This window comes from Bradyrhizobium sp. S3.7.6 (assembly GCF_054061875.1).
Window position 1 is genome coordinate 1903171 of sequence record NZ_JBSSEQ010000001.1, and the last position, 23479, is coordinate 1926649.

Consider the following 23479-nt stretch of genomic DNA (forward strand, 5'->3'; position numbering starts at 1 on the left):
AACTCTGTGAGCGCGAGGCCCCACATCCGCCTTTGTTAGCGGCTGCAAACAAGCTAGCAAGATACCATTGCTCCCTTCACGTCCTCAGGTATTCGATCTGTCCCATGAAAATTCGCAAAGCCGTATTCCCCGTCGCCGGCCTCGGCACCCGCGTCCTGCCCGCCACCAAGGCGATGCCGAAGGAAATGCTGACCATCGTCGACAAGCCGCTGATCCAGTACGTCTATGACGAGGCGAGGGAAGCCGGCATCGAGCACTTCATCTTCGTCACCGGCCGCAACAAAAACGTCATCGAAGATCATTTCGACAAGATGTTCGAGCTCGACGCGACGCTCGCCGCGCGCGGCAAGAAGGCCGAGCAGGACATCCTGGCGCAGAACCAGCCGGAGGCCGGCGCCGTCAGCTTCACCCGCCAGCAGGCGCCGCTCGGTCTCGGCCACGCGGTCTGGTGCGCGCGCGACATCGTCGGCAACGAGCCGTTCGCGGTGGTGCTGCCCGATGAGCTCGTGCTCAATACGACCGGCTGCCTCAAGCAGATGATCGAGACGGCTTCAACGCTCGGCGAAAAATCCAACGTCATCGCGGTCGAGGCGGTGCCCGACCATCTCACCCACCAATACGGCATCTGCGGCGTCGGCAAGCGCACCGGCAAGATGTTCGAGGTCGACGGCATGGTCGAGAAGCCGGCCAAGGGCACCGCGCCCTCCAACCTCTCCATCACCGGCCGCTACATTCTCCAGCCGGAGATCTTCAAGATCCTGGAGACCCAGGAGCGCGGCGCCGGCGGCGAGATCCAGCTCACCGACGCCATGATCGGCCTCGCCAAGTCGCAGAAATTCTACGGCGTCGAGTTCGAGGGCGAGCGCCATGATTGCGGCTCCAAGCCCGGCTTCCTCCGCGCCAACATCGCCTACGGCCTGAAGCGGCCGGAACTGCGCGATGGGCTGATCGCGGAGATGAAGAAATATCTGGGGCGGTAGCGCTCCACTCGTCATTGCGAGGAGCGAAGCGACGAAGCAATCCAGGCTGCCTCCGCGGAGACAGTCTGGATTCCTTCGCTTCGCTCGCAATGACGGAGGGGGCCCCTCAAGCCACCAGCGACAGCTTCGGAAGGCTCGCGACCACGGACTGGTTGCGGCCGCCGGCTTTCGCCGCATAGAGCGCCTTGTCGGCGGCGGCGACCAGGACCGGCCAGTCCAGGCCGGTGGTAGGAACCAGGCCTGCAATCCCGCAGGAGACCGTCGACATCGCCTGGTCGTCGGACCAGCCCTGCACCTTGCCGCGGATCGTCTCGGCGACATTGAAGGCCTCGGCGGCCGAGGTGTTCGGCAGCAGCACCGCGAATTCCTCGCCGCCATAGCGCGCGGCGCAGTCGCCGGAGCGCCGCACCGAATCGGAAATGCAGATGGCGATGCCGACCAGCACCTGGTCGCCGGCCTGATGGCCGAACGTGTCGTTGTAGGCCTTGAAGTGATCGGCATCGATCATCAGCAGCGCGACCGGCGTCTTCTGGCGCGTCGCGCGGCGCCATTCGACGTCGATGACCTGGTCGAACTTGCGGCGGTTCTTCAGGCCGGTGAGCGCATCCGTCGTCGCCATCTCCTCGAGCTTGCGCTCGGCATCGGCGCGCCGGCCGATCTCGCGGGCGAGCACCAGCGTCGAGGCCAGCATGAACAGGATGAGCGCCAGGACCACGGCGCCGATGCGGTAGGCTTCCTTCTGCCAGAGCTCGAACACGGCGGCGAGCGGCTTGCCTGCCACCACGAACAGCGGACCCGGGCCGGTGCTGCGGACGTAGAGGCGCGGCGTCGCGTCCACCGGACCCTGGCCCGCATAGGACCCGCCGGCCTTGAGATTGTCGGCCTTCCAGCTCTGCCGCGTCCCGAGATTCTTGCCGATGACGTCGAGATCGAACGGCCGCCGCATCATGATGGTGCGATCGCGCGTCAGCACGGTGATGGTATCGTCGGGATCGAGGTTCAGGCGCTCGAACAATTCGTGGAAATAGCTGAAACGGATCGAGCCGGTGACGACCCCCAAGAAGCCGCCGTCGGTATCGCTGATGCGCCGGCTCAGCACGATGGAATAGGCGCCGCGGAAAAGCATCGGACGGCTGATGAAGAGGCCGGCGTCGGGATCGTCGCGATGAACCCTGAAGTAGTCCTCCTCGCTCCGGTTCTCCGGCAGGGGATCGAGCGTGGAGGCGTCGATGGTCAGCCTGCCTTCGGCATCGAACACCTGGATGGCGCCGAAGTGCCGCGCCGTGGTGGCGTGATCGAACAGGATCAGGTGACGGATCGGCTTCGAGACCGCGTTGATCTCCGGCAGCAGCATGTTGCTGGCGACCGCCTTCAGGGAGAGATCGTAGATCTCGATGTTGCGGCTGATATCTGCTTCGATGGAGGTGGCCAGATTGTCCAGCGTCTGGCGCGCGAGGGCCTCCTCGCCGCGGCGCATGTCCAGCATGACGTTGACGCAAATGGCGGAAAAGCCGATCACCGTCACGACGGACGATATGATCAGCAGCTTCGCCGAAATCCGCCACGGCCGGCGGGTCGTGACGTCGCGCCATCCAGACTGCATCGAGTGCTCCCGACACTAGTGGATGCGCCCGAAATCTTGCGTAGTGTTTAAGCCGGGACGGCGCTGCCACAATGAGTTAAGAATTGGTTTCCGCGGGCATCGCTTTTGGGCAGCGGAGCTGGGACGAGAGGACGATTGTGAACGATTACGACGCGCTGCGGGATTACCTGATGCGGCAGAAGCAAACGGAATTCGTGCTGAGTTTCGAGCAGATCGAGGAGATCATCGGCTCGGCCCTGCCGCGGGCGGCGAATCGCGCCTCATGGTGGGACAGCCTCCGCAGCCCCGACATCCAGATGCCCCAGCGCGAAGCCTGCCTCGCCGCGGGGTTCGTCGCGACGCGGATGCCGGACGGCCAGAGCGTGCGGTTCACCAAGAAGAAGCAGCGCAGGTGAGCTGACGCTGCATGATTCTGCGCTGGCTAAGGGGGATTTTTGGCGCAGCCCTGATTGCAACAGGCGTGCTGTTCGCGCTCGCCTTCGAGGCCCGCTACTGGCGCTGGCGCGACTGCTTCAACGAGCTCGGCCGCTGTTACGACCCGGTAACGCAGGATGTTTATCTCGAACAGGCGGGAATGGTCTGGGGCGGTCTTGCCGCGATCTCGCTGGTGGTGGGGTTTTGTTTGGTCGCGGGGCTACGACGCAAGCCAGGGTAGGTCAGCTGGACGCGGTGCGCCGCAAGCGCGAGACGGGGGGCGTTAGCCCAAGTGTAGAACCACGGCCTTCATTGGCGATTATGGGGCCAGCGTTCGTCATGGGCTCGTATCAGGCATCTGGTCGTCTGCCGGTCGCAGGCGCGCACGCATGTGTTCTGGCGCCCTCGAACGTCACCGGCCCCGCCGGTGTAGTCGGCGCATGTGCCAAGGCAATTTGCGCCTCGGTCCTCGCATCGTGCGGCTGTCACTGCTTCGGCCGATGAGGCGAGGAACACTCCGGTGCCGATGAGGGCGATCGCGTAGAAAAGGTGCTGAGTCATCCGTGACTCCTGAGAAAGACGCGTGGTCCGCTCATTCTGAGAACGACAGCTGCGAGCCCAGTGACCTCGATGACGAAGCCGTTCTGGGTCGAATGCTGCGTGCCATCTTTCATGGTGGGTCGAGCAGGGCCCATTGATCTGGATCAAGCCCGGCATAAGCGCGCCGGTGCGGCACCCCGCTCGCTTTGCGAGCGACCCTTTCCGGGAGGAGAGCGGAAGAAGATAAGCGCTAGCTCGCCGCTTCCAGCCGCACTTCGGTGAGCAGACGCATCGCCGCGTCCGCGTCCATGGGCTCGCCGAAGGCGAAGCCCTGCGCGTATTCGCAGCCCATCTGGTAGAGCTCGACCGCGTCGGAATCGGTCTCGGCGCCTTCCGCGACCACGTCCATGCCGAGATCATGCGCGAGCGCGATGATCGACTTCAGGATCACCGGACGGGTGCCGCGGTTGGTGGTGCGCACGAACGACTGGTCGATCTTGATGGTGTCGAACGGGAAGCGCTGGAGATAGGCCAGCGACGAATGGCCGGTGCCGAAATCGTCGAGCGACAGCCCGGTGCCGAGCTCGCGGATGCGCGTCAGCATCTGGGCTGCGTGCTCCGGGTTCTCCATCACCAGCGATTCCGTCAATTCCAGCTTCAGCGTGCCGCGCGCCACCGAGGAGCGCGACAGCACGGTGCGGATGTCGTGGATAAGATCGTGGCGCAGCAATTGCCGCGAGGAGACGTTGACGGAGGCGAAGATCGGCTCGCGCGAGCGCATCGCGCGTTGCCACACCGAAAGCTGCTTTGCGGTCTGGTCGAGCACGAACATGCCGAGGTCGACGATCAGGCCGGTCTCTTCCGCGATGCTGATGAATTCCGACGGCGCCATGCGTCCGAGCTTCGGATGATCCCAGCGCACCAGCGCCTCGAAGCCGGCGATCGAACGATCCTCCAGCCGCACGATCGGCTGGTACAGGATCGTGAGCTCCTGCCGCTCGATGGCGCGGCGCAGCTCGCTCTCCAGCGTCAGGCGGTCGGTCTTTCGCGCGCGCATCGCCGGCTTGTAGACGTCGATGCGGTCGCCGCCGATCCGCTTGGAATGATACATCGCAAGCTCGGCGTCCTTGATGATCTCGTCCGTCAACTGGGTCTGCGGATCGGACAGCGCGAGCCCGATCGAGGCGGTGAGAAAAATCTCGCGGTCGTTGAAGGCGATCGGGGCGCGGATGGTCTTGCGGATGGTCTCGGCGAAGGCGGTGATGCGGGCAGGGTCCTGCTCCGAGAGCAGGATCAGGCCGAACTGGTCGCCGGCAAGCCGCGCCAGCGTGTCCTGCGGCTTCAGGATGCGGGTGAGGCGGCGGGCCAGCGTCAGCAGGATCGAGTCGCCGACCGCGATGCCGACGGAATCGTTGACCTGCTTGAAGCGGTCGAGGTCGATCACCATCAGCGTCGGCCGCAGCGTCGGCATGGTCTTGGCGAAATGCGCGACCGCGCCGAGCCGGTCCATGAACAGTTTGCGGTTGGGCAGGCCGGTGAGGTTGTCATGCACGGAATCGTGCAGCAGACGCTCCTCCGCGTTGCGCAGCTCGGTGACGTCGGTCAGCGTGCCGACCACGCGCGAGACCTCGCCGTCCGAGCCGACCACCGGGCGCGCCTTCAGCGCGAACCACATGAAATGACCGTCCGGCGTGCGCAGCCGGAAATCCTGCACCAGGCGGCCGCGGCGCTGGTCGAGCACGCTGTCGAGCGCGGCGCGGAACCGGTCCTGGTCGAGCGGATGCAGCACCTCAAGCCATGAGGCGGCCGGGCCTTCCAGCGTGCCGCGCTTGAGGCCGAGCAGGGCTTCGGTCTCGGGGCTGGTGAACACCTTGTCGGCGGAGACGTCCCAGTCCCAGATCAGATCGCCGGAGCCGGCCAGCGCCAGCGCGCGCCGCTCGATGTCGGAGACGACGCCGGTGGTGGCGCTGCCGCCGGCAAAGGCGTGCTGCATCACCGTAAAGCCGATCAGCATCACGATCAGCACGAGGCCGCCGAGCAGAGCCGGGCCGACGATGTCGTTGGTGACGGAGCCCGCGACCGTCATGCCGGCCGCGACCACCCAGACCACCAGCAGGAACCAGGTCGGGATCAAGAGCACCGCGCGGTCGAAGCCGTGGGTGGAGAGGTAGACGATCAGCGCAAAGCCAGCAAAGGCGATCAGCACCAGCGACATGCGGGCGATGCCGGAAGCCACCGCCGGGTCGAACAAGGCGAGCGCCACCAGCGAACCCAGGAAGGCGAGCCAGAGCACCGTAATGTGCGAATAGCGCACGTGCCATCGACTGAGGTTGAGATAGGCGAACAGGAACACCAGCAGCGTCGCCGCCAATATCGCTTCGCCCGCCGCGCGCCAGATGCGCTCGGCGTTGTTCGACATGTCGAGCACCTTGCCCCAGAAGCCGAAATCGACGCCGATATAGACCAGCACCGCCCAGGCCAGCGCCGCGGCGGCCGGGAACATGATGCTGCCCTTCACCACGAACAGGATGGTGAGCACGAGCGCCAAAAGCCCGGAGATGCCGATCACGATGCCCTGGTACAGCGTGAAGGAGTTGACCTTGTCCTTGTAGGACTCGGGCTCCCACAGATAGAGCTGCGGCAGCTTGTCGGTGCGCAGTTCCGCGACAAAGGTGACGACGGCGCCGGGATCGAGCGTGATGCGGAACACGTCGGCCGTCGCGCTCTCCTGGCGCTCCGGGCGGTCGCCGATCGAGGGCGTGATGGTCGCGATGCGCGACAGCCCGAGGTCGGGCCACAGCAGGCCCGACGAGACGATGCGGTAATGCGGGGCGACGATCAGGCGGTCGAGCTGGTCGTCGGTGTTGTTGGCGAGCGCGAACACCACCCAGTTCTGGCCGCCCTCGCGGGCGCGCACCTCGATGCGGCGGACGATGCCGTCGGTGCCGGGTGCGGTGGAGACCTGGATGCGATCGGCGTCACTGCGCTGATGCTCGAGCACGCCGGTGAGGTCGATCGCGGGCGCGTCGCCGCGGACGCTGACGGCATCCAGCGCGCGCGCCTGGGATGCGGCGACGAGAATCATGAGGCCCAGCGCTATGGGCGCGAGGCACCTGATCAGACGCAAGGTCGGTTCTCCGCGTTCGACGCAAACTCTTCAGTGCAAGATGGTCAGTGCAAGGCGTTTTCCGAACGGAACAAGATGGTTCGGCGCGTCGCGATAGATGCCACGAAAGCGAGGAAAATCAAAGGGTTTCCGCCTTGCCTGATGGGCCGTTGGCCTAGACCTCCAACACAATTTTGCCAATATGTGCCGAGGTCTCCATGCGCCGGTGCGCATCGGATGCCTTTTCCAGCGGGAAACTGCTGTCCATCAGCGGCTTGACGCGGCCTTCGCGCAACAGCGGCATCACTTTCGCCTCGATTGCGGCCACCATGGCCGCCTTGTCCGCATTACTACGGGGGCGCAGGGTCGAGCCGGTATGGGTCAGGCGCTTCACCATCACCTTGGCGATGTTGACGCTGACCTTGGGGCCGTTGAGGGTTGCGATCTGCACGATGCGGCCGTCGACCGCCGCGGCATCATAGTTGCGGTCGACATACTCGCCGGCCACCATGTCGAGGATCAGGTTGACGCCGGCCTTGTCGGTCTCTTCCTTGACCACGGCGACGAAGTCCTCGGTCTTGTAGTTGATGGCGCGGTCGGCCCCGAGCTTGAGGCAGGCATCGATCTTGTCCTGCGAGCCGACGGTGACGAACACTTTCGCGCCGAACGCTTTCGCGAGCTGGATCGCCATGGTGCCGATGCCGGACGAGCCGCCATGGATCAGCAGCGTCTCGCCGGCCTTCAGGCCGCCGCGCTCGAACACATTGTGCCAGACCGTCATCAGGGTTTCCGGCAGCGCGCCGGCTTCCCTGATCGACAGCGCCGGCGGCACGCTCATCGCCTGGGCGTCCTGCGCGATGCAGTACTGCGCATAGCCGCCGCCGGCGACCAGCGACATCACCTTGTCGCCGATCTTGTGCCGTTTGGCGTTGCTGCCGACCGCCACCACTTCGCCCGCGATCTCGAGCCCCGGCAGGTCGCTGGCGCCGGGCGGCGGCGGATAGGCGCCGGAGCGCTGCGCCACGTCGGGCCGGTTGACGCCCGCGGCCTGCACCTTGACCAGGATCTCGTCGGGACCGGGCTGCGGAACGGCACGTTGTTCCGGCACCAGCACCTCCGGTCCACCGGGCTTGGAGATGGCGACCACGGTCATTTGCGCGGGCAGCTTGTCCATGATGTGTCCTTGGATGAATGAATTCGGCGGATGGCATATCGCCTTTTTCCGCCGAAGTGAAACGACATTAAGGCCCGAACCGCGCCGCCAGATGGCTTGCTCTTTCGGGAGAGATTTTTTCGACCAGTGGACCGATCGGCGCGACCGCTGTGCCGGCGCCGCCGTCGAGCAAGTCCGCGATTTGGCCACCGGGCCAGCGTGGCGCGGCATCTTCGCTACCGAAGGCGTGCAGCACATTTTCCGACAGGCTGGGCACGATACTCCACGCCAGCACGGCGCAGGTGCGGACCAGATTGAGGGCTGTTCGCGTCACGATCGCCGCGCGAAGCCGATCGGACTTGATGGCTGTCCACGGCGCGGCATGCTGCAGGTAAGCGTTCGCCACATCCCAGATCGCACGCGTTGCGGCGGCCGCGGTACGAAACTCGAGCGCCTCGTGATGGCGTCGCAGCGTCGCGATATGCTGCTCCAGTTCCCGTGCGAGCAGGTGCTCGGCCTCGTCAGGAGCGCCGCCTTCCGGAATCCGGCCGTCGAAGGCCCGATGGGCGAAGCTGACAATGCGATTGACGAGGTTGCCGAAGATGTCGGCGAGATCCTTGTTCACGTCGGCGACGAACCTGGCAACGTTGAAATCGGAGTCGGCGCTTTCGGGCGCGTTGGCGATCAGCCACCAGCGCCAGAGATCGGCGGGCAATTCCTCCAGAGCCTGGTCGGTAAAGATGCCCCGATTGCGGCTGGTCGAGAACTTGCCGCCCTCGTAATTGAGCCAGTGGAATCCCTTGATCACGTCCGCGCTCTTCCAGGGCTCGTTCGAGCCGATCAGCGTCGCCGGGAAGCTCACGGTGTGGAATGGGATGTTGTCCTTGCCGAGGAACTGGACGTAGCGGACGTCATCGGCCTGCCACCACCATTTTCGCCAGTCGCGGCCCGGCGCGGCGGCGGCCCATTCCTGGGTGGCGGCGATGTAACCGATCGGCGCGTCGAACCAGACATAGAAGACCTTGTCGGCGAATCCCTGTCGCGGAACCGGGATACCCCAGGCCAGATCGCGCGTGATACAGCGATCGCGCAGATCGGCTGTCAGCCAGCCTTTCGCGGTCGACACCACGAAGGAGGGCCAGCCGGAACGGTTATTGATCCACGCGCTCAACGCTTCGACAAGCTGCGACTGGCGCAGGAACAGATGGCGGCTTTCGCGGACCTCCAGCGCCCGGTCGCCCGACAGCGCGGATCGCGGGTCGATCAGTTCGGGCGGATCGAGCAGCGCGCCACACTGGTCACATTGATCACCGCGCGCGGACGGGTCGCCGCAATGCGGGCAGGTGCCGAGCACGTAGCGGTCCGGCAAGAAACGGCCGTCCGTGGGTGACCAGACCTGCGGCAACTTACGTTCCTCGATCAATCCGGCATCGTCGAGCCTGCGATAGAAGTGCTGCGTCAGAGCGCTGTTCTGTGGCGAGCTGGTTCGCCCGAAATGGTCGAAGGAGAGGCCGAAGCGTCGGTAGATGTCGGCCTGGATTGCGTGCTGCGCATCGCAGAAAGTGCGGACATCCTGTCCGGCGCGAACGGCGCCGAGCTCAGCCGGCGTGCCGTGCTCGTCGGTGGCGCAGATGAAGAGCACGTCGTCGCCGATCTGTCGCCTGAAGCGGGCATGGACATCGGCGGGGAGGAGCGAGCCTATGAGATTGCCGAGATGCTTGACGCCGTTCACGTAGGGAAGGGCGCTGGTGATGAGAATTTTGGTCATGACTGCGGTCTTTCGCGTTTGGTGATGCCGACCGACGAAAAATCAAAAGCCCTCCCGCATGATCGGAAGGGCTTGGGGTCGGCTCATGCCTCACGCGCGTGGACGCGCGCTTATCCCGTCCGATCAGCCTCCTTGCGGTCGGGCCGGGGCATTCGCGTCAGGTGTTGCGCGCTCGCGAAAGTCACTGCAAATTCTCCTTGTGCAGGAGCGGTACCATTTCGGCTCGGAAAACGCCAGATCGGCGTCTTTCAGGACAGGACTGCCCGGGAGGACACATGGCCATCGAGGACGACGACAAGCCGCGCAAGAAGGTCAGCCATGAAATCGGACAGGATCTCTCGCTCTTGTCAGTGGAGGAACTGACGGAACGCGTGGCGCTGCTCAACACCGAGATCGCAAGGCTCGAGGAAGCCGCCACCAAGAAGCGCGCCTCGCGCGATGCGGCGGATAGTTTTTTCAAGAAGTAGAGCCCAGCGCTCACCTCTTGTGTCCCGGACGCGGTGCAGCGCGTAGCGCTGCTCCGCAGAGCCGGGACCCATGCTTCGCGCAAAACTATCTCGCGTCGTCATTCCGGGGCGGCGCGCAGCGCCGAGCCCGGAATCCATAACCACGGGCAGTTGAAACGGGCAGGCTGAGCCGGGCCACCGCATCCGCCTGTGGCTATGGATTCTCAGATGCGCAATTGCGCATCAAAGCTCGCGACTTCGTGGCGCCCCGGAATGACGAGTGCCGAGTTTGTTCCGCCGCCCCCTCGGCCAGTGACCGACATGGCTAACGAACTCTCAAAAAATTAGCTCGTTTACTTCCAATTAAGCTTTCGGGTTTATGACTGGAGCTGTCCTCGTTTGGACACCGAGTGGCTCCTGTCCACTCTGTTTGACGCCTCCCTGTTATCAACTTTCAAAGCCGCCGGTCTCCGGCGGCTCTTTTTTTGCCTTTTTGGGTCCCGTTCCGGTTGAATTCCGAGGAAAGACGCGCGGAAACCATATCCGCGCTTGCCGCTGGACTCCGCGTCCCGCCCGCGCAATGATTTGTTCATCATAACCCGGCGCCAAAGCCGGACAGTCAGACAGTTGCGTAAGGGGCGTTAACCATGGAACGTTTGCAAGCCGAAGGTGCTCTCGTTCAACTCAGCGAGCGGTTCACCAATTCTGCGGCGTTCGGCGTCCTGTTCCGTGAGGGCATGGACCTGGTGGAAGAGACCGCCGCCTATCTCGATGGCGCCGGCCGCACCGAGGCCAAGGCGCTCGATCGCGCCGTCAGCCTCACCTATGCGACCGAGAGCATGCGCCTGACCACCCGCCTGATGCAGCTTGCCTCGTGGCTGCTGCTGCACCGCGCGGTGAAGGAAGGCGAGATGACGCTGAGCCAGGCCAATCGCGAGAAGACCAAGGTCAAGCTCAGCGCCGCCGATCCCGGCCCGTCCGATACCGTCGAGAAGCTGCCCTCGCAGCTCCAGGATCTGATCCATCGCTCGATGAGCCTTCAGACCCGCGTGCGCCGCCTCGACACCACCATCCACACCCCGCCGGTCGAATACGTGGCGATCGGCAACCCGCTGGTGCCGCAGCTCAACGCGCTGAAGGCCGCGTTCGAGCGGTAAGCACCCAAGTGCCGTAGTCACAGGTCTCGTAGGGTGGGCAAAGGCGCAAAGCGCCGTGCCCACCACTTTGCTTTCCGGATCGTAGAAGGAATGGTGGGCACGCTTCTCTTTGCCCACCCTACAGGTCTCGCCACAAACAAAAACGCCCCCGGTCTGACCGGGGGCGTTTTTCGTGTCCAGCCTTGCGGGCGGGATCAATCCTTTTTGAGAAAGCCCGAAAACTTCTTCTGGAAGCGCGAGACGCGGCCGCCGCGATCCATCAGCTGGGCGTTGCCGCCGGTCCAGGCCGGGTGCGACTTCGGGTCGATGTCGAGATTCAGCGTGTCGCCTTCCTTGCCCCAGGTGGAGCGGGTCAGGTACTCGGTTCCGTCGGTCATCACGACCTTAATCGTATGATAATTCGGATGAATTTCGGCTTTCATGGCAATTCCTCGGCGCCCGGCGCCTGTCTTGAGTGGCTATCGAATGACGGATTTGGCGGGGTCTATACCCCACAGGCCCCTTTAAAACAAGCCATTGTGGGCAAAGGAGAACCGGGCCGTCCCCTAAGGGACATCCCGGATTTGCCACTCCCCCCGCAGCGGCCTATGTGGAGCTAATATGTCTCCTTGGGTCCGATCTCATGAGCGCTGTGGAACGGCTTGACGACCAGTACCGCGACGAGCGCGCCGGGCCTGAGGCCCCGTCGATCGAAGCCGAGTTGATCGAGACGCCGGCGAAGAGCCGCGCCAAGCTGCGGCCGTTGCTGGCACTCGCGCCCTATGTGGCGCGCTATCGCGGCCGCGCGGCGCTCGCCTTCGTCGCGCTCACGGTCGCGGCGCTGACCACGCTGCTGGTGCCCATCGCTGTGAGGCGGATGATCGATTTCGGCCTGACGCCGGAAGGCATCGCGCTGATCAACAGCTACTTCTCGGTGATGATCGCGGTGGTCGCCGTGCTCGCGCTTGCCAGCGCCTCGCGATACTACCTCGTGATGACGATCGGCGAGCGCATCGTCGCCGACCTGCGGCGCGACGTCTTCGCGCATCTGCTCTCGCTCTCGCCGGCCTTCTTCGATTCCGCGCGCAGCGGTGAGCTGGTGTCTCGGCTCACGGCCGACACCACCCAGATCAAGTCCGCGGTCGGTGCCTCCGTCTCGATCGCGCTGCGCAATCTCATGATGTTCTTCGGTGCGGCGGCGATGATGGTGATCACCAGCCCGCGCCTCTCCGGCTTCGTGCTGCTCGCCATTCCCCTGATCGTGCTGCCGCTGGTCGCGTTCGGGCGCTGGGTGCGGCGTCTGTCGCGCAATGCGCAGGACACGCTCGCCGAAGCCTCCGCCTATGCGGGCGAGCTGGTCAGCGCCATCCGCACTGTGCAGGCCTATACCAGCGAAGGGCTAGCCGAGAAGCGTTTTGGCGGCGAGGTCGAGCAGGCCTATGAAGCCGCGCGCACCTCCACGCAGGCCCGCGCCGTGCTCACCGCCATCATCATCTTCATCGTGTTCGCAAGCGTGGTCGCGATCCTCTGGATCGGCTCGCATGACGTCCTGATCGGTACGATCTCGCCGGGTCGGCTCGGCCAGTTCGTGCTCTATGCGGCCTTCGCCGCGGCTGGCCTCGGCCAGCTCAGCGAGGTCTGGGGCGAGGTCTCGGCCGCCTCCGGCGCCGCCGAGCGCCTGTTCGAGATCCTGCATGTGCAGCCCGAGATCACCGCGCCGGCGTCCCCGCGCGCGTTGCCGGTGCCGGCGCGCGGCGAGGTCGGCTTCGACCAGGTCAGCTTCGCTTATCCGGCGCGGCCTCACGTCAATGTGCTCGATGCCGTGTCGTTCACCGTGCGCCCCGGCGAGAAGGTCGCGATCGTCGGCCCCTCAGGCGCCGGCAAGAGCACCATCTTTCATCTCCTGCTGCGCTTCTACGACCCGCGGGGCGGCGCGATCTCCCTCGACGGCGTGCCGGTCAAATCCGCGGACCCGCGCGATTTCCGCTTGCGCATCGCGCTGGTGCCGCAGGAATCCAACGTGTTTGCCGCGAGCGCCCGCGAGAACATCCGCTTCGGCCGGCCCGATGCGACCGATGCCGAGGTCGAGCGTGCCGCCGAGCTCGCGCATGCCGCCGAGTTCATTCGCCGCCTGCCCGAAGGTTTCGAGACCCCGCTCGGCGAGCGCGGCGTCACGCTCTCCGGCGGCCAGCGCCAGCGCATCGCCATCGCGCGCGCGATCCTGCGCGATGCGCCGCTCTTGCTGCTCGATGAAGCCACCTCCGCGCTCGATGCCGAAAGCGAGACGCTGGTCCAGACCGCGCTGGAAGAGCTGATGCGCCACCGCACCACGCTGGTGATCGCACATCGTCTCGCCACCGTGCTGTCCTGCGACCGCATCCTGGTGATGGACCAGGGCAAGATCGTCGAGCAGGGCACGCATGCCGAGCTCGTTGCTGCGAACGGGCTCTACGCGAGGCTGGCGAGGCTGCAGTTCGAGGGCGCGTGAGGCGTCCCGCCTGTTGCCTCATTCACGGTGTCATCGCCCGCGAAAGCGGGCGATCCAGTATTCCAGAGACAGCAGTGAGATTCGGAGAAGTCGCGGCGTACTGGATGCCCCGGTCCCGGCTCCGCCAAGGCTACGCCGAGGCCCACACGAGCGCTCGGCACGCCGAAGCTTCAGCGAAGGCGGCAAGCCGGGGCATGACAGCTGAGGGGGGTCGGCAGCAAACCTCGTCACGCCCGCCAAGTCATCTTCAGCACTGGCCGTCCCGAGGTCGGGTTCAAATCCTCGCCGGCATGCGCGAAGCCGTTGCGCTCGTAGAATCGGATGGCGCGGGCATTGTCCTTGTTGACGAGCAGCGTGACGCCTGACGGTGACAGGCGCTTGGCCTCATCCACCAGCAGCCTGGCCGCATCCGAGCCCCAGTGCGCGGGATCGACCACGAGCTGGTCGAGATAGCCTTCGCCGTCGATGGTGACGAAGCCGGTCAGCACGCCGTCCGCTTCGGCGACGACGATCGAGGCTTTCGGCACCAGATCCTTGCGCCAGCGCTCGCCCCACCAGTCCAGCCGCGCGGCGAAATCGATCTGCGGATAGGCCTGCTGCCAGGTGCGATGCCAGAGGTCGATCGCGGCGGCTTCGTCCTCGGGGTGGTAGGGGCGGAGGTGGAGGGCGCTCACTACCGCTCCGTCAGCTTCAGCTCGATGCGGCGGTTGCGCTTGTAGGCTTCTTCCGTGTTGGCGGCGTCGAGCGGCTGGAATTCGCCGAAGCCGGCGGCGACGAGGCGCTGGGCGGGCACACCAAGCGAGATCAGATACTGCACCACCGAGATCGAGCGCGCCGCGGACAGGTCCCAGTTCGATTTGAAGTTCGCACCGCTGACCGGGCGCACGTCGGTGTGGCCGTCGACGCGCAGCACCCAGGGGATTTCGTTCGGGATCTTCTTGTCGAGATCGATCAGCGCGGTCGCCAATGTGTCGAGCTCGGCGCGGCCCTCGGGCAGCAAGGTCGCCTGGCCGGTGTCGAAGAACACTTCGGACTGGAACACGAAGCGGTCGCCGACGATGCGGATGTCAGGGCGGTTGCCGAGGATGGTGCGCAGGCGGCCGAAGAACTCCGAGCGATAACGCGACAATTCCTGCACGCGCTGCGCCAAGGCAACATTCAGGCGAGACCCGAGATCGGCGATGCGGTTCTGCGATTCCTTGTCGCGCTTCTCGCTGGCGTCGAGCGCCTCTTCCAGCGCCGCCAGTTGCCGCCGCAGCGCGCTGATCTGCTGGTTCAGCACCTCGATCTGCGCCAGCGCCCGCGCCGACACCGCCTTCTCCGAGTCCAGCGCCTTGCCGAGCTCGGTGGACTTGCCTTGGGCGTCGTTGCCGGCGGCGGCGAGGCCGTCATAGAGCCCCTTGATGCGATCGCGCTCGGTCTCGGCCAAGGCGAGGCCCGCTTTCAATTGCGAGACCTGGTCGTCCAGCGTGAGCTTGCCGAGCTTCTCCAGCGACAAGAGCTCGTTGAGCTGGGCGATCTTGGCGTTGAGTTGCTCCAGCGCCTTGTCCTTGCCGGTGACCTCCTGCGACAGGAAGAACTGCACGACCAGGAACACCGACAGCAGGAACACGATCGACAGCACCAGCGTCGACAGCGCGTCGACGAATCCGGGCCAGTAGTTGAAGCCGGCTTCGCTGCGGCGGCCGCGGGCTAGAGCCATGTCGTCGATCTCCACTCTCGTGTCCCGGACGCGCTGCAGCGTGAAACGCTGCTGCGCAGAGCCGGGACCCATTTGTCTCGGTGAAGGCTCTGGGCTCCGGCTCAGCGATGCACCACTTCGTGCTGCATCGCGTCCGGGGCACGAAACCTTCGTCGTGTCCTCAACCCTTCTCAGGCTGGCGCGCGATGCGCTCCAGCAGGCGGCGGATCTCGCGGTTCTGCTCGCCCTGGCCGTCGGCCCATTCGCGGATCATCTGCTGCTCGGTCCGCATGTGCGAGACCAGCGCCTGGATGGCTTCGGCAAGGCTCGCCATTGCCGCCGTGGTGCCGCGGCTGGCGCTGCCTTCCTCGAGCACGGAGCGTAAGCGCTCGACGGCGGCCTGGAGCTCGCCGCTGGCAACGCCGCCGCCGCCACCGGCTGCGACCGCAACCTCGCCGTGGCCATATTCGCGCACGGTGGTGGCGAGCCAGTCTTCGAGGTCGGTGTAGAAGCGGTTCTGGGCCTGGCTCGATTGCAGATCGAGGAAGCCGAGGATCAGCGAGCCGGCGAGGCCGAACAGCGAGCTCGAGAACGAGATGCCCATGCCGCCGAGCGGGGCGGCGAGGCCCTCCTTCAGCGTGTCGAACAGGGCGCCGGAATCGCCCCCGACCTTGAGCCCGTCGATCACCTTGCCGACCGAGCCGACCGTCTCGATCAGGCCCCAGAAGGTGCCGAGCAGACCGAGGAAGACCAGCAGGCCGGTCATGTAGCGGGAGATGTCCCGGGCCTCGTCCAGGCGGGTCGCGATCGAATCGAGCAGGTGCCGCATGGTGGTCTGGGTGATCGTCATCCGCCCGGTGCGCTCGCCGCCGAGGATCATGGCCATCGGCGCCAGCAGTTTCGGGTGCCGGGACGGCGCCAGGCCGGGATCGGCGATGCGGAAATTGTTGACCCAGGAGACTTCGGGGTAGAGCCGGATCACCTGCCGGAAAGCCAGGATGATGCCGATGAACAGCACGCCGCCGATCAGGGCATTGAGGCCGGGATTGGCGAAGAAGGCCAGGATGATCTGCTTGTAGAGCACCACGCCGACCAGGGTGCACAGCACCAGAAAGACCAGCATCCGCACCAGGAAAACGCTGGGTGAGGATAGCTTGGTATATTCGATATCAATGGGGGAGCGGTGCGAGGCGCCTGGCGGCATGGCCGGTATCATCCGTTACGAACTTGCTTGCGGGGCGCACTATGGCACAGCGGTAGCCCAAAAAAAGCGCCGGATGTGCCGATTTCGTGGAGAGCTCCCGGAACCCAAAGCTGAAACCGCGCTTTGATAGAGGCGTAATTTGCAAAACTTCGGCATTCCGCAGGCTTAGGTCGGATTTTTGCATGGTGACGAATCCTGGGGAGTGGCAGTCATCGCGCTCTTGCTCGCGGTCCGGATGGCGCTCGCCTGGGTGGCGCGGCAGCATCTGCGGGGCGGTCGATGCTGTCTTGATCTCAGAGCCCGCCGGGCGGGTGGCAACGCCCGAACCTGTCCGTTCCTTTCGCAGCCGCCACAACGAGACCTGATCAACGGAGTGATCGCATGAGCGTCGTTTCCGCGATCTTCGGGACTGCCGAACGCGTGCCGCTGCCGGACGTCGTGATCCGCGCCGCGATCCAGCGCCTGTGCTCGCGCACGGCGACGCGCATGGCCGCGCTGGGTGCGGCCGACGATGCCGCCTTCGCCGGGCGGATGATCCTGCGGCCGATCGCCGGGGACGCGGGTGCCGTCAATGCCGGGCATGACGAGGTGCCCGCGGCGTTCTTTGCGGAGGTGCTCGGGCCCAACCGCAACTACTCGTCCTGCTTCTACAAGTCCGATGCGAGCACGCTGCAGGAGGCGGAGGAGGAGGCGCTGCGCCAGACCGTCGAGCACGCCGGTCTCGCCGACGGCCAGACCATCCTCGAGCTCGGCTGCGGCTGGGGCTCGCTGTCGCTGTGGATGGCGCGGCGGTTCCCGCACGCGAAGGTGACGGCGGTGTCGAACTCGCAGGCCCAGCGCGCCCATGTCGAGGAGCAGGCGCGGCTGCGCGGGCTGTTGAACCTGCGCGTGGTCGCGGCGGACATGAACGTGTTCGCGCCCGATGGGCAGTTCGACCGCATCGTCTCGGTCGAGATGTTCGAGCAGATGATGAACTGGCGCAAGCTGATGACGCGCGTGCGGTCCTGGCTCGCGCCTGACGGGCGCTTCTTCATGCACATCGTCACCCATCGTTCCGGCTCTCATCTGTTCGACCGTGCCAATCGCGAGGACTGGATCGCGCAGCATGTCTTCATGGATGGATTGATGCCGAGCCATCACCTCGTCAGGCAATTCGGCGACGTCTTCAGGATCGAGAAGGAATGGTGCTGGAGCGGAACGCACTATCGGCGCACCGCGAACGACTGGCTCGCTAATTTCGATGCGCATCGCGACACGATCGAAGCGTCCCTGCGCAGCGTCCATGGCGAGGAGACCGCTTTGTGGATGCGACGCTGGCGCTGGTTCTTCCTCGCGACATCAGGGCTGTTCGGCTACGCCGATGGCAGCGAATGGGGTGTCAGCCACTACCGGATGAAGGCGGGTTAGGGCGCGTACACGTCAATTTCGCGCCGAAGATCAGGGAAGGGTATGAGGTTCGCGGCGCCCCTGATAGGCGCGATAGCGGACCTCGCCAGAGGTCCGGGTTGGGTCCAAAAGGCGGGTGAATGTGATGAGGCTGCGCGGCGCCAACACATCTGAATGCCTCAGGAAAGCCATTGTGACCCACTGACCCCTGGTCAATGACATAACGTCTTTTCCCTTTCCGGCCCGGGTTTGATCTAGCGCAAAGCGCTGAAATGTTTTCACGCTAATGTAATTTTTTCTCAATGACTTCATTGGAGGCTGCAATGATCATTGAGCGCTTGTCCCGAGAACATCGCAATATCGAGACACTGCTCGCCGTCCTCGAGCGCGAGCTGGAAATTTTCGATCGCGGGGACCGCCCTGACTACGAAGTTATTCGCGCGGTTATCAGCTATTTCGAACTCTATCCCGAGATGTACCATCATCCTCTTGAGGAGCTGGTCTTCGCCAAGCTAAAACGTCGCGATCCCGCTGCGGCTGCAAAGATCGGTAACCTCACACTTGAGCACCAGAAGGGGACCGAGCGTTTGCGCCGCGTCGCTCAAGCGGTCGATTACGTCCTCGCGGATCGTGAAATCCTGCGGCAAAATGTGGACAAGGTCGTTCGCGATTTCATAGAGAGCGAGCGGCGTCACATCATGATGGAAGATCGTGATTTCTTTCCTGCCGCCCTCAAGGCTTTAGAGCCTCAGGATTGGACCGAGATCGCTTCTGCTTCAATCAATCATGAGGACCCGCTGTTTAGCGAGGCTGCCGAAGAAACCTTTGACACGCTACGAGCACGGATCTTGCAGTTAGAGCAGGAGGCTGAAGCCGGCCGACATTAGTCGAGCGAGCGTTGCTCTCGCGGGTGACGTCGGCTTCGGATCACGCGCATAACGCTTTGATCGTCTTTATGGGTACACACCCTCGTAACGATCCGTTGCGATCTTCTGTCGCAGCTCGCGGTGATGGAACCCGACTCACAATCCGGTGAGTCCCGAAAAGCGCCCTGAACTCAGCACGATAGCTCATGTGGCATTGAGCCGCCCGCGCAATGCGTTGCGTCGCAGCAAGTACCTTCTATCTTGACGGCATCAGCCGCATGGAATCGCCCAGAACGGGCTCGCGCGGAGCATGATTTCAGTTTCAACAACATCGGGGCACTTAACTTCATGTCAGGACTTCGCGCGCGATCGGCATGCGTTGCAATCATGCTCGCGGCCCTTACGCCGCTGCTCGCGGGCTGCGACGAATCCGTCTCTGCGGTGTCCGCTGCCCAGCCCGCCGATCCTGACGTCAGCATCGTCATCGTCAAGCCTCAGCCGCGCGCCGTGGTGCGCGAGCTGCCGGGCCGCATCGCGCCGACGCGCGTCTCCGACGTGCGGCCGCGCATCTCCGGCATCGTCGTCGAGCGCCTGTTCCGTCAGGGCAGCGAGGTGAAGGCGGGCGATGCGCTCTATCGCATCGATCCGCGTCCGTTCGAGGTCGAGGTGATGGCCACCGAGGCGGCCGTCGCCAAGGCCGAGGCCGGGTTGATGCAGGCCAGGCAGCAGGCGCACCGCATCGCCACCCTCACCAAGGATCGCGCTGCCCCGGAAGCCGAGAACGAGAAGGCGATCGCGGCCGAGCGTCAGGCCCATGCCGAGGTCGAAGGCCGCAAGGCCGAACTCGCGCGCGCCAAACTTAATCTCGACTATGCCACCGTGCGCGCGCCGATCGACGGCGTCGTCGGTGCGGCGCTGGTCAGCGAGGGTGCGCTCGCGGTGCAGAACGAGACCAACCTCGCCAGCATCCAGCAGCTCGATCCGATCTATGCCGACTTCACCCAGTCGGTGACCGAGCTCAACCAGCTCCGCCGCGCCTTCGAGAGCGGCGACCTCGAGCGCATCGCGGCCGATGCCGCCAAGGTGCGCCTCGTGCTCGACGACAACACCCTTTATTCGCTCGACGGCAAGCTGCTGTTCTCCGATGCCAAGGTCGATGCCCATACCGGCCAGGTGACCTTGCGCGGCGAATTCCGCAATCCCAAGCGCGAGCTGCTGCCGGGCATGTATGTCCGCGTCCGCATCGACCAGGGACTCGACAGCGACGCGATCGCGGTGCCGCAGCAGGCGATCCAGCGCAATGGCGGCGGCGGCAGCGAGGTGTTCGTCGTCAAGGACGACAACCACATCGCCGTGCAACCGGTCCGCACCGGGTCGGTGCAGGACGGACTCTGGTTCGTGACCGAGGGCCTGAAGGCCGGCGACAAGGTCGTGGTCGAAGGCTTCCAGAAGTTCGCGGCCGGCGACAAGGTGAAGCCGCAATCCTGGTCGGAAGCGGACGCCACCGCGGACAATCGGCACGCCCAGAAGCTGACGCGGTAACGCGCCATGGCGAGTTTCTTCATCGACAGGCCGATCTTCGCCTGGGTGGTCGCGCTGTTCATCTGCTTGATCGGCGCGATCGCGGTTCCGCTGCTGCCGATCGCGCAATATCCGATCATCGCGCCGCCCTCGATCTCGATCTCGACCAGCTATCCCGGCGCCTCGCCCGAAAACCTCTACAACAGCGTCACCCGGCTGATCGAGGAGGAGCTCAACGGCGCCTCCGGCATCCTCAATTTCGAATCGACCAGCGACTCGCTCGGCCAGGTCGAGATCATCGCCAATTTCCAGCCGGGCACCGATACCAGCGCCGCCTCCGTCGAGGTGCAGAACCGCATCAAGCGCGTCGAAGCGCGGCTGCCGCGCGCGGTGATCCAGCAGGGCATCCTGATCGAGGAAGCCTCGAGCGCCGTGCTCCAGATCATTACGTTGAACTCGACCGACGGCAGCCTCGACGAAGTCGGCCTCGGCGACTTCATGATCCGCAACGTGCTCGGCGAGATCCGCCGCATCCCCGGCGTCGGCCGCGCCACGCTCTATTCGACCGAGCGCAGCTTGCGCGTCTGGGTCGATCCGGCAAAGCTGGTCGGCTACGGGCTGACCGCGGACGACGTCAACAAGGCGATCGCCGCGCAGAACGCACAGGTCGCTTCGGGCAGCATCGGCGCCGAGCCGTCGACCTCGAGCCAGCGCACCTCCTCGCTGGTGCTGGTCAAGGGCCAGCTCTCGTCCCCCGACGAATTCGGTTCCATCATCCTGCGCGCCAATGCCGACGGTTCGACCGTGCGGTTGCGCGACGTCGCACGCATCGAGGTCGGCGGCCTCAGCTACCAGTTCAACACGCGCCTGAACGGCAAGCCGACCGCGGGCCTCTCCGTGCTGATGTCGCCGACCGGCAACGCGCTGGCGACCGCGAGCGCGGTCGAGGAGAAGATGAAGGAGCTGTCGCGCTTCTTCCCGGCCAACATCTCCTACGAGATCCCCTACAACATCACGCCCGTGGTCGAGGCCTCGATCAAGAAGGTGCTGACGACGCTGGTCGAGGCCGTGGTGCTGGTGTTCGTGGTGATGTTCCTGTTCCTGCAGAACATCCGCTACACCATCATTCCGACCATCGTGGTGCCCGTGGCGCTGCTGGGCGCGTGTACCACGCTGCTGCTCGCCGGCTATTCCATCAACATGCTCTCGATGTTCGGCATGGTGCTCGCGGTCGGCATCCTCGTCGACGACGCCATCGTCGTGGTCGAGAACGTCGAGCGCATCATGTCCGAGGAAGGCCTGCCGCCGAAGGAAGCGACGCGGAAGGCGATGGCGCAGATATCGGGCGCCATCATCGGCATCACGCTGGTGCTGATGGCGGTGTTCGTGCCGATGGCGTTCTTCCCCGGCTCGGTCGGCATCATCTACCGCCAGTTCTCGGTGACCATGGTCGCTGCGATCGGCTTCTCCGCCTTCCTCGCGCTGTCGCTGACGCCGGCGCTGTGCGCGACGATTCTGAAGCCCGTCGCGGCCGGCCACGGCCATGCGAAGCGGGGCGTGTTCGGCTGGTTCAACCGCATGCTCGAAGGCGGCAAGGAGGGCTATTCCCGCACAGTCGGCTTCTCGCTGAAGCGGACCGGCCGCCTGATGCTGGTCTATGTCGCGCTGCTGGTTGGTCTCTCCTGGGCCTTCGTCAGCCTGCCCGGCGGCTTCCTGCCGATCGACGACCAGGGCTTCGTCACCACCGACGTGCAGACGCCGTCGGATTCGTCGTATCCCCGCACCGAGGCCGTCATCGAGAAGGTCGAGAAATATCTCGCCGAGCGGCCGGGTGTGAAGGATGTCACCTTCCTCACCGGCTTCAGCTTCTCCGGGCAGGGCATGAACACCGCGCAAGCCTTCATCACGCTGAAGGACTGGTCGGAGCGCGGGCCGAAGGACTCCGCCGCCGCGATCGTCAACGACATCAACCGCGATCTGTCGTCGTCGATCCGCGATGCAAAGATCTCTGCGCTCCAGCCGCCGCCGATCGACAATCTCGGCAACTCCTCGGGCTTCTCGTTCCGCCTCCAGGACCGCGGCCAGAAAGGCTATCCGGCATTGATGCGCGCCGCCGACCAGCTGATCGCGGAGGCCAATGCGAGCCCGGTGCTTCAGAAGGTCTATATCGAGGGCCTGCCCGAGGCCGGCGTGGTCAATCTCGTGATCGACCGCGAGAAGGCCGGCGCCTTCGGCGTCACCTTCGAGGACATCAACAACACGATCTCGACCAATCTCGGCTCGAACTACATCAACGACTTCCCGAACCGCGGCCGCATGCAGCGCGTCGTGGTGCAGGCCGATGCCCGCGACCGCATGCGGACCGAGGACATCCTCAACTACAACGTCAAGAACAGTCGTGGCCAGCTTGTGCCGTTCTCCTCTTTCGCCACGGTCGAATGGGCGCGCGGCCCGACGCAGATCGCGGGCTTCAATTATTATCCCGCAGTGCGCATCTCCGGCGAGGCGAAACCCGGCTTCACCTCGGGCGACGCGATCGCCGAGATGGAGCGGCTTGCCAGCAAATTGCCGCGCGGCTTCGGCTATGAATGGACCGGACAGTCGCTCCAGGAAAAGCTGTCGGGGTCGCAGGCGCCGTTCCTGCTGGCGCTGTCGGTGTTCGTGGTGTTCCTGTGTCTTGCCGCGCTCTACGAGAGCTGGACCATTCCGCTCGCGGTGCTGCTCACGGTGCCGCTCGGCATCGTCGGCGCGGTGGCCGCGGCGATGCTGCGCGGCCTGCCCAACGACGTCTATTTCACCGTCGGCCTGATCACCATCATCGGCCTCGCGGCAAAGGACGCGATCCTGATCATCGAGTTCGCTAAGGATCTGCGGAAAGAAGGCAAGCCGCTGGTGGAAGCCACCATCGAGGCCTGCCGTCTGCGCTTCCGCCCGATTCTGATGACCGGCCTTGCCTTCATCTGCGGCGTGCTGCCGATGGCGATCGCGCATGGCGCCGGCGGCGCCAGCCAGCAAGCGCTCGGCAGCATCGTGATGGGTGGCATGATCGCGGTGGTGATCCTGGCGCTGCTGATGGTGCCGGTGTTCTTCGTCTCGGTACAGCGCGTGCTGGCCGGGGACAGGGAGCCGAAGGCCGCGAAGGCCGGCGAGACGTATGGGCCGCCCGCGCCGGCGAAGCCATAAGGCG

Annotated in this window: 18 protein-coding genes; 10 read left to right on the forward strand and 8 right to left on the reverse strand. The window is 64.9% G+C overall.

Going from position 1 to position 23479, the window contains the following annotated elements; genetic code table 11:
• The first annotated feature begins 104 nt into the window (after positions 1–104).
• On the forward strand, positions 105–980 hold the full coding sequence (gene galU / locus ACVJ5M_RS09000; RefSeq protein WP_063981008.1) for a UTP--glucose-1-phosphate uridylyltransferase GalU: 876 nt from the start codon (positions 105–107) through the stop codon (positions 978–980).
• Positions 981–1086: 106 nt separating this feature from the next.
• On the opposite strand, the gene ACVJ5M_RS09005 is transcribed toward galU, so the two are convergent.
• Complete coding sequence (locus tag ACVJ5M_RS09005) at positions 1087–2583, reverse strand: sensor domain-containing diguanylate cyclase (protein WP_063981009.1); 1497 nt, start codon at positions 2581–2583, stop codon at positions 1087–1089.
• A 137-nt stretch (positions 2584–2720) separates the two neighbouring features.
• On the opposite strand from ACVJ5M_RS09005, the gene ACVJ5M_RS09010 reads away from it, so the two are divergent.
• Positions 2721–2978, forward strand: a complete 258-nt coding sequence (locus ACVJ5M_RS09010; protein WP_028148420.1) for a DUF7662 domain-containing protein — start codon at positions 2721–2723, stop codon at positions 2976–2978.
• A gap of 11 nt (positions 2979–2989) precedes the next feature.
• Positions 2990–3238, forward strand: coding sequence for a hypothetical protein (locus ACVJ5M_RS09015; RefSeq protein WP_063981010.1), 249 nt, complete (start codon positions 2990–2992; stop codon positions 3236–3238).
• Positions 3239–3787: 549 nt separating this feature from the next.
• Here ACVJ5M_RS09015 and ACVJ5M_RS09020 read toward each other — a convergent pair.
• The 3 genes from ACVJ5M_RS09020 to metG form a co-directional block, all read right to left on the reverse strand.
• Entirely contained in the window at positions 3788–6664 is a 2877-nt protein-coding gene (locus tag ACVJ5M_RS09020; protein ID WP_071916666.1) for an EAL domain-containing protein, read from the reverse strand.
• Positions 6665–6818: 154 nt separating this feature from the next.
• Positions 6819–7817: an NAD(P)H-quinone oxidoreductase gene (locus ACVJ5M_RS09025; protein WP_063981012.1), complete on the reverse strand. Its 999-nt coding sequence runs from the start codon at positions 7815–7817 to the stop codon at positions 6819–6821.
• Between the two features lie 67 nt (positions 7818–7884).
• Positions 7885–9564 (reverse strand): methionine--tRNA ligase, encoded by a 1680-nt coding sequence (metG, locus tag ACVJ5M_RS09030; protein ID WP_354100152.1) that lies wholly within the window; start codon positions 9562–9564, stop codon positions 7885–7887.
• Between the two features lie 275 nt (positions 9565–9839).
• Between metG and ACVJ5M_RS09035 the strand changes: the two genes are divergently transcribed.
• Both ACVJ5M_RS09035 and rcdA read left to right on the forward strand, forming a co-directional pair.
• Positions 9840–10031, forward strand: coding sequence for a DUF1192 domain-containing protein (locus ACVJ5M_RS09035; RefSeq protein ID WP_028148424.1), 192 nt, complete (start codon positions 9840–9842; stop codon positions 10029–10031).
• 626 nt (positions 10032–10657) lie between these two features.
• Entirely contained in the window at positions 10658–11167 is a 510-nt protein-coding gene (rcdA, locus tag ACVJ5M_RS09040; RefSeq protein ID WP_028148425.1) for a protease adaptor protein RcdA, read from the forward strand.
• A gap of 194 nt (positions 11168–11361) precedes the next feature.
• On the opposite strand, the gene rpmE is transcribed toward rcdA, so the two are convergent.
• Positions 11362–11589, reverse strand: coding sequence for a 50S ribosomal protein L31 (gene rpmE / locus ACVJ5M_RS09045; RefSeq protein ID WP_007599895.1), 228 nt, complete (start codon positions 11587–11589; stop codon positions 11362–11364).
• Between the two features lie 200 nt (positions 11590–11789).
• Here rpmE and ACVJ5M_RS09050 point away from each other — a divergent pair, with 200 nt between their 5' ends.
• A complete protein-coding gene (locus tag ACVJ5M_RS09050; protein ID WP_063981014.1) occupies positions 11790–13634 on the forward strand; it encodes an ABC transporter ATP-binding protein/permease in 1845 nt (614 codons plus the stop codon).
• Between the two features lie 227 nt (positions 13635–13861).
• Here the strand turns inward: ACVJ5M_RS09050 and ACVJ5M_RS09055 are convergent, their stop codons facing one another.
• The 3 genes from ACVJ5M_RS09055 to ACVJ5M_RS09065 form a co-directional block, all read right to left on the reverse strand.
• Positions 13862–14308 (reverse strand): GNAT family N-acetyltransferase, encoded by a 447-nt coding sequence (locus ACVJ5M_RS09055; protein ID WP_063981015.1) that lies wholly within the window; start codon positions 14306–14308, stop codon positions 13862–13864.
• Positions 14308–15336 (reverse strand): peptidoglycan -binding protein, encoded by a 1029-nt coding sequence (locus tag ACVJ5M_RS09060; protein ID WP_063986082.1) that lies wholly within the window; start codon positions 15334–15336, stop codon positions 14308–14310. Before ACVJ5M_RS09060 ends, ACVJ5M_RS09055 begins: the two co-directional genes overlap by 1 nt.
• A 160-nt stretch (positions 15337–15496) precedes the next feature.
• Entirely contained in the window at positions 15497–16519 is a 1023-nt protein-coding gene (locus ACVJ5M_RS09065) for a hypothetical protein (protein ID WP_063981016.1), read from the reverse strand.
• Between the two features lie 381 nt (positions 16520–16900).
• Between ACVJ5M_RS09065 and ACVJ5M_RS09070 the strand changes: the two genes are divergently transcribed.
• The 4 genes from ACVJ5M_RS09070 (at position 16901) to ACVJ5M_RS09085 (ending at position 23475) form a co-directional block, all read left to right on the forward strand.
• A complete protein-coding gene (locus tag ACVJ5M_RS09070; RefSeq protein WP_063981017.1) occupies positions 16901–17926 on the forward strand; it encodes an SAM-dependent methyltransferase in 1026 nt (341 codons plus the stop codon).
• Between the two features lie 302 nt (positions 17927–18228).
• Positions 18229–18792 carry a hemerythrin domain-containing protein gene (locus ACVJ5M_RS09075; RefSeq protein WP_063981018.1) on the forward strand — a complete coding sequence of 188 codons (564 nt, stop codon included), beginning with the start codon at positions 18229–18231 and terminating at the stop codon, positions 18790–18792.
• A 327-nt stretch (positions 18793–19119) separates the two neighbouring features.
• Positions 19120–20313, forward strand: coding sequence for an efflux RND transporter periplasmic adaptor subunit (locus ACVJ5M_RS09080; RefSeq protein WP_187387919.1), 1194 nt, complete (start codon positions 19120–19122; stop codon positions 20311–20313).
• Between the two features lie 6 nt (positions 20314–20319).
• Positions 20320–23475, forward strand: coding sequence for a multidrug efflux RND transporter permease subunit (locus ACVJ5M_RS09085; protein WP_063981019.1), 3156 nt, complete (start codon positions 20320–20322; stop codon positions 23473–23475).
• The last annotated feature ends 4 nt before the right edge of the window (positions 23476–23479 follow it).

Excerpts from the sequence above, each read along its gene's own strand:
- galU (WP_063981008.1), top strand. The coding sequence starts at position 105 with ATGAAAATTCGCAAAGCCGTATTCCCCGTCGCCGGCCTCGGCACCCGC.
- ACVJ5M_RS09005 (WP_063981009.1), bottom strand. The coding sequence starts at position 2,583 with ATGCAGTCTGGATGGCGCGACGTCACGACCCGCCGGCCGTGGCGGATT.
- ACVJ5M_RS09015 (WP_063981010.1), top strand. The coding sequence starts at position 2,990 with ATGATTCTGCGCTGGCTAAGGGGGATTTTTGGCGCAGCCCTGATTGCA.
- ACVJ5M_RS09025 (WP_063981012.1), bottom strand. The coding sequence starts at position 7,817 with ATGGACAAGCTGCCCGCGCAAATGACCGTGGTCGCCATCTCCAAGCCC.
- metG (WP_354100152.1), bottom strand. The coding sequence starts at position 9,564 with ATGACCAAAATTCTCATCACCAGCGCCCTTCCCTACGTGAACGGCGTC.
- ACVJ5M_RS09035 (WP_028148424.1), top strand. The coding sequence starts at position 9,840 with ATGGCCATCGAGGACGACGACAAGCCGCGCAAGAAGGTCAGCCATGAA.
- rcdA (WP_028148425.1), top strand. The coding sequence starts at position 10,658 with ATGGAACGTTTGCAAGCCGAAGGTGCTCTCGTTCAACTCAGCGAGCGG.
- rpmE (WP_007599895.1), bottom strand. The coding sequence starts at position 11,589 with ATGAAAGCCGAAATTCATCCGAATTATCATACGATTAAGGTCGTGATG.
- ACVJ5M_RS09050 (WP_063981014.1), top strand. The coding sequence starts at position 11,790 with ATGAGCGCTGTGGAACGGCTTGACGACCAGTACCGCGACGAGCGCGCC.
- ACVJ5M_RS09060 (WP_063986082.1), bottom strand. The coding sequence starts at position 15,336 with ATGGCTCTAGCCCGCGGCCGCCGCAGCGAAGCCGGCTTCAACTACTGG.
- ACVJ5M_RS09065 (WP_063981016.1), bottom strand. The coding sequence starts at position 16,519 with ATGCCGCCAGGCGCCTCGCACCGCTCCCCCATTGATATCGAATATACC.
- ACVJ5M_RS09070 (WP_063981017.1), top strand. The coding sequence starts at position 16,901 with ATGAGCGTCGTTTCCGCGATCTTCGGGACTGCCGAACGCGTGCCGCTG.
- ACVJ5M_RS09075 (WP_063981018.1), top strand. The coding sequence starts at position 18,229 with ATGATCATTGAGCGCTTGTCCCGAGAACATCGCAATATCGAGACACTG.
- ACVJ5M_RS09080 (WP_187387919.1), top strand. The coding sequence starts at position 19,120 with ATGTCAGGACTTCGCGCGCGATCGGCATGCGTTGCAATCATGCTCGCG.
- ACVJ5M_RS09085 (WP_063981019.1), top strand. The coding sequence starts at position 20,320 with ATGGCGAGTTTCTTCATCGACAGGCCGATCTTCGCCTGGGTGGTCGCG.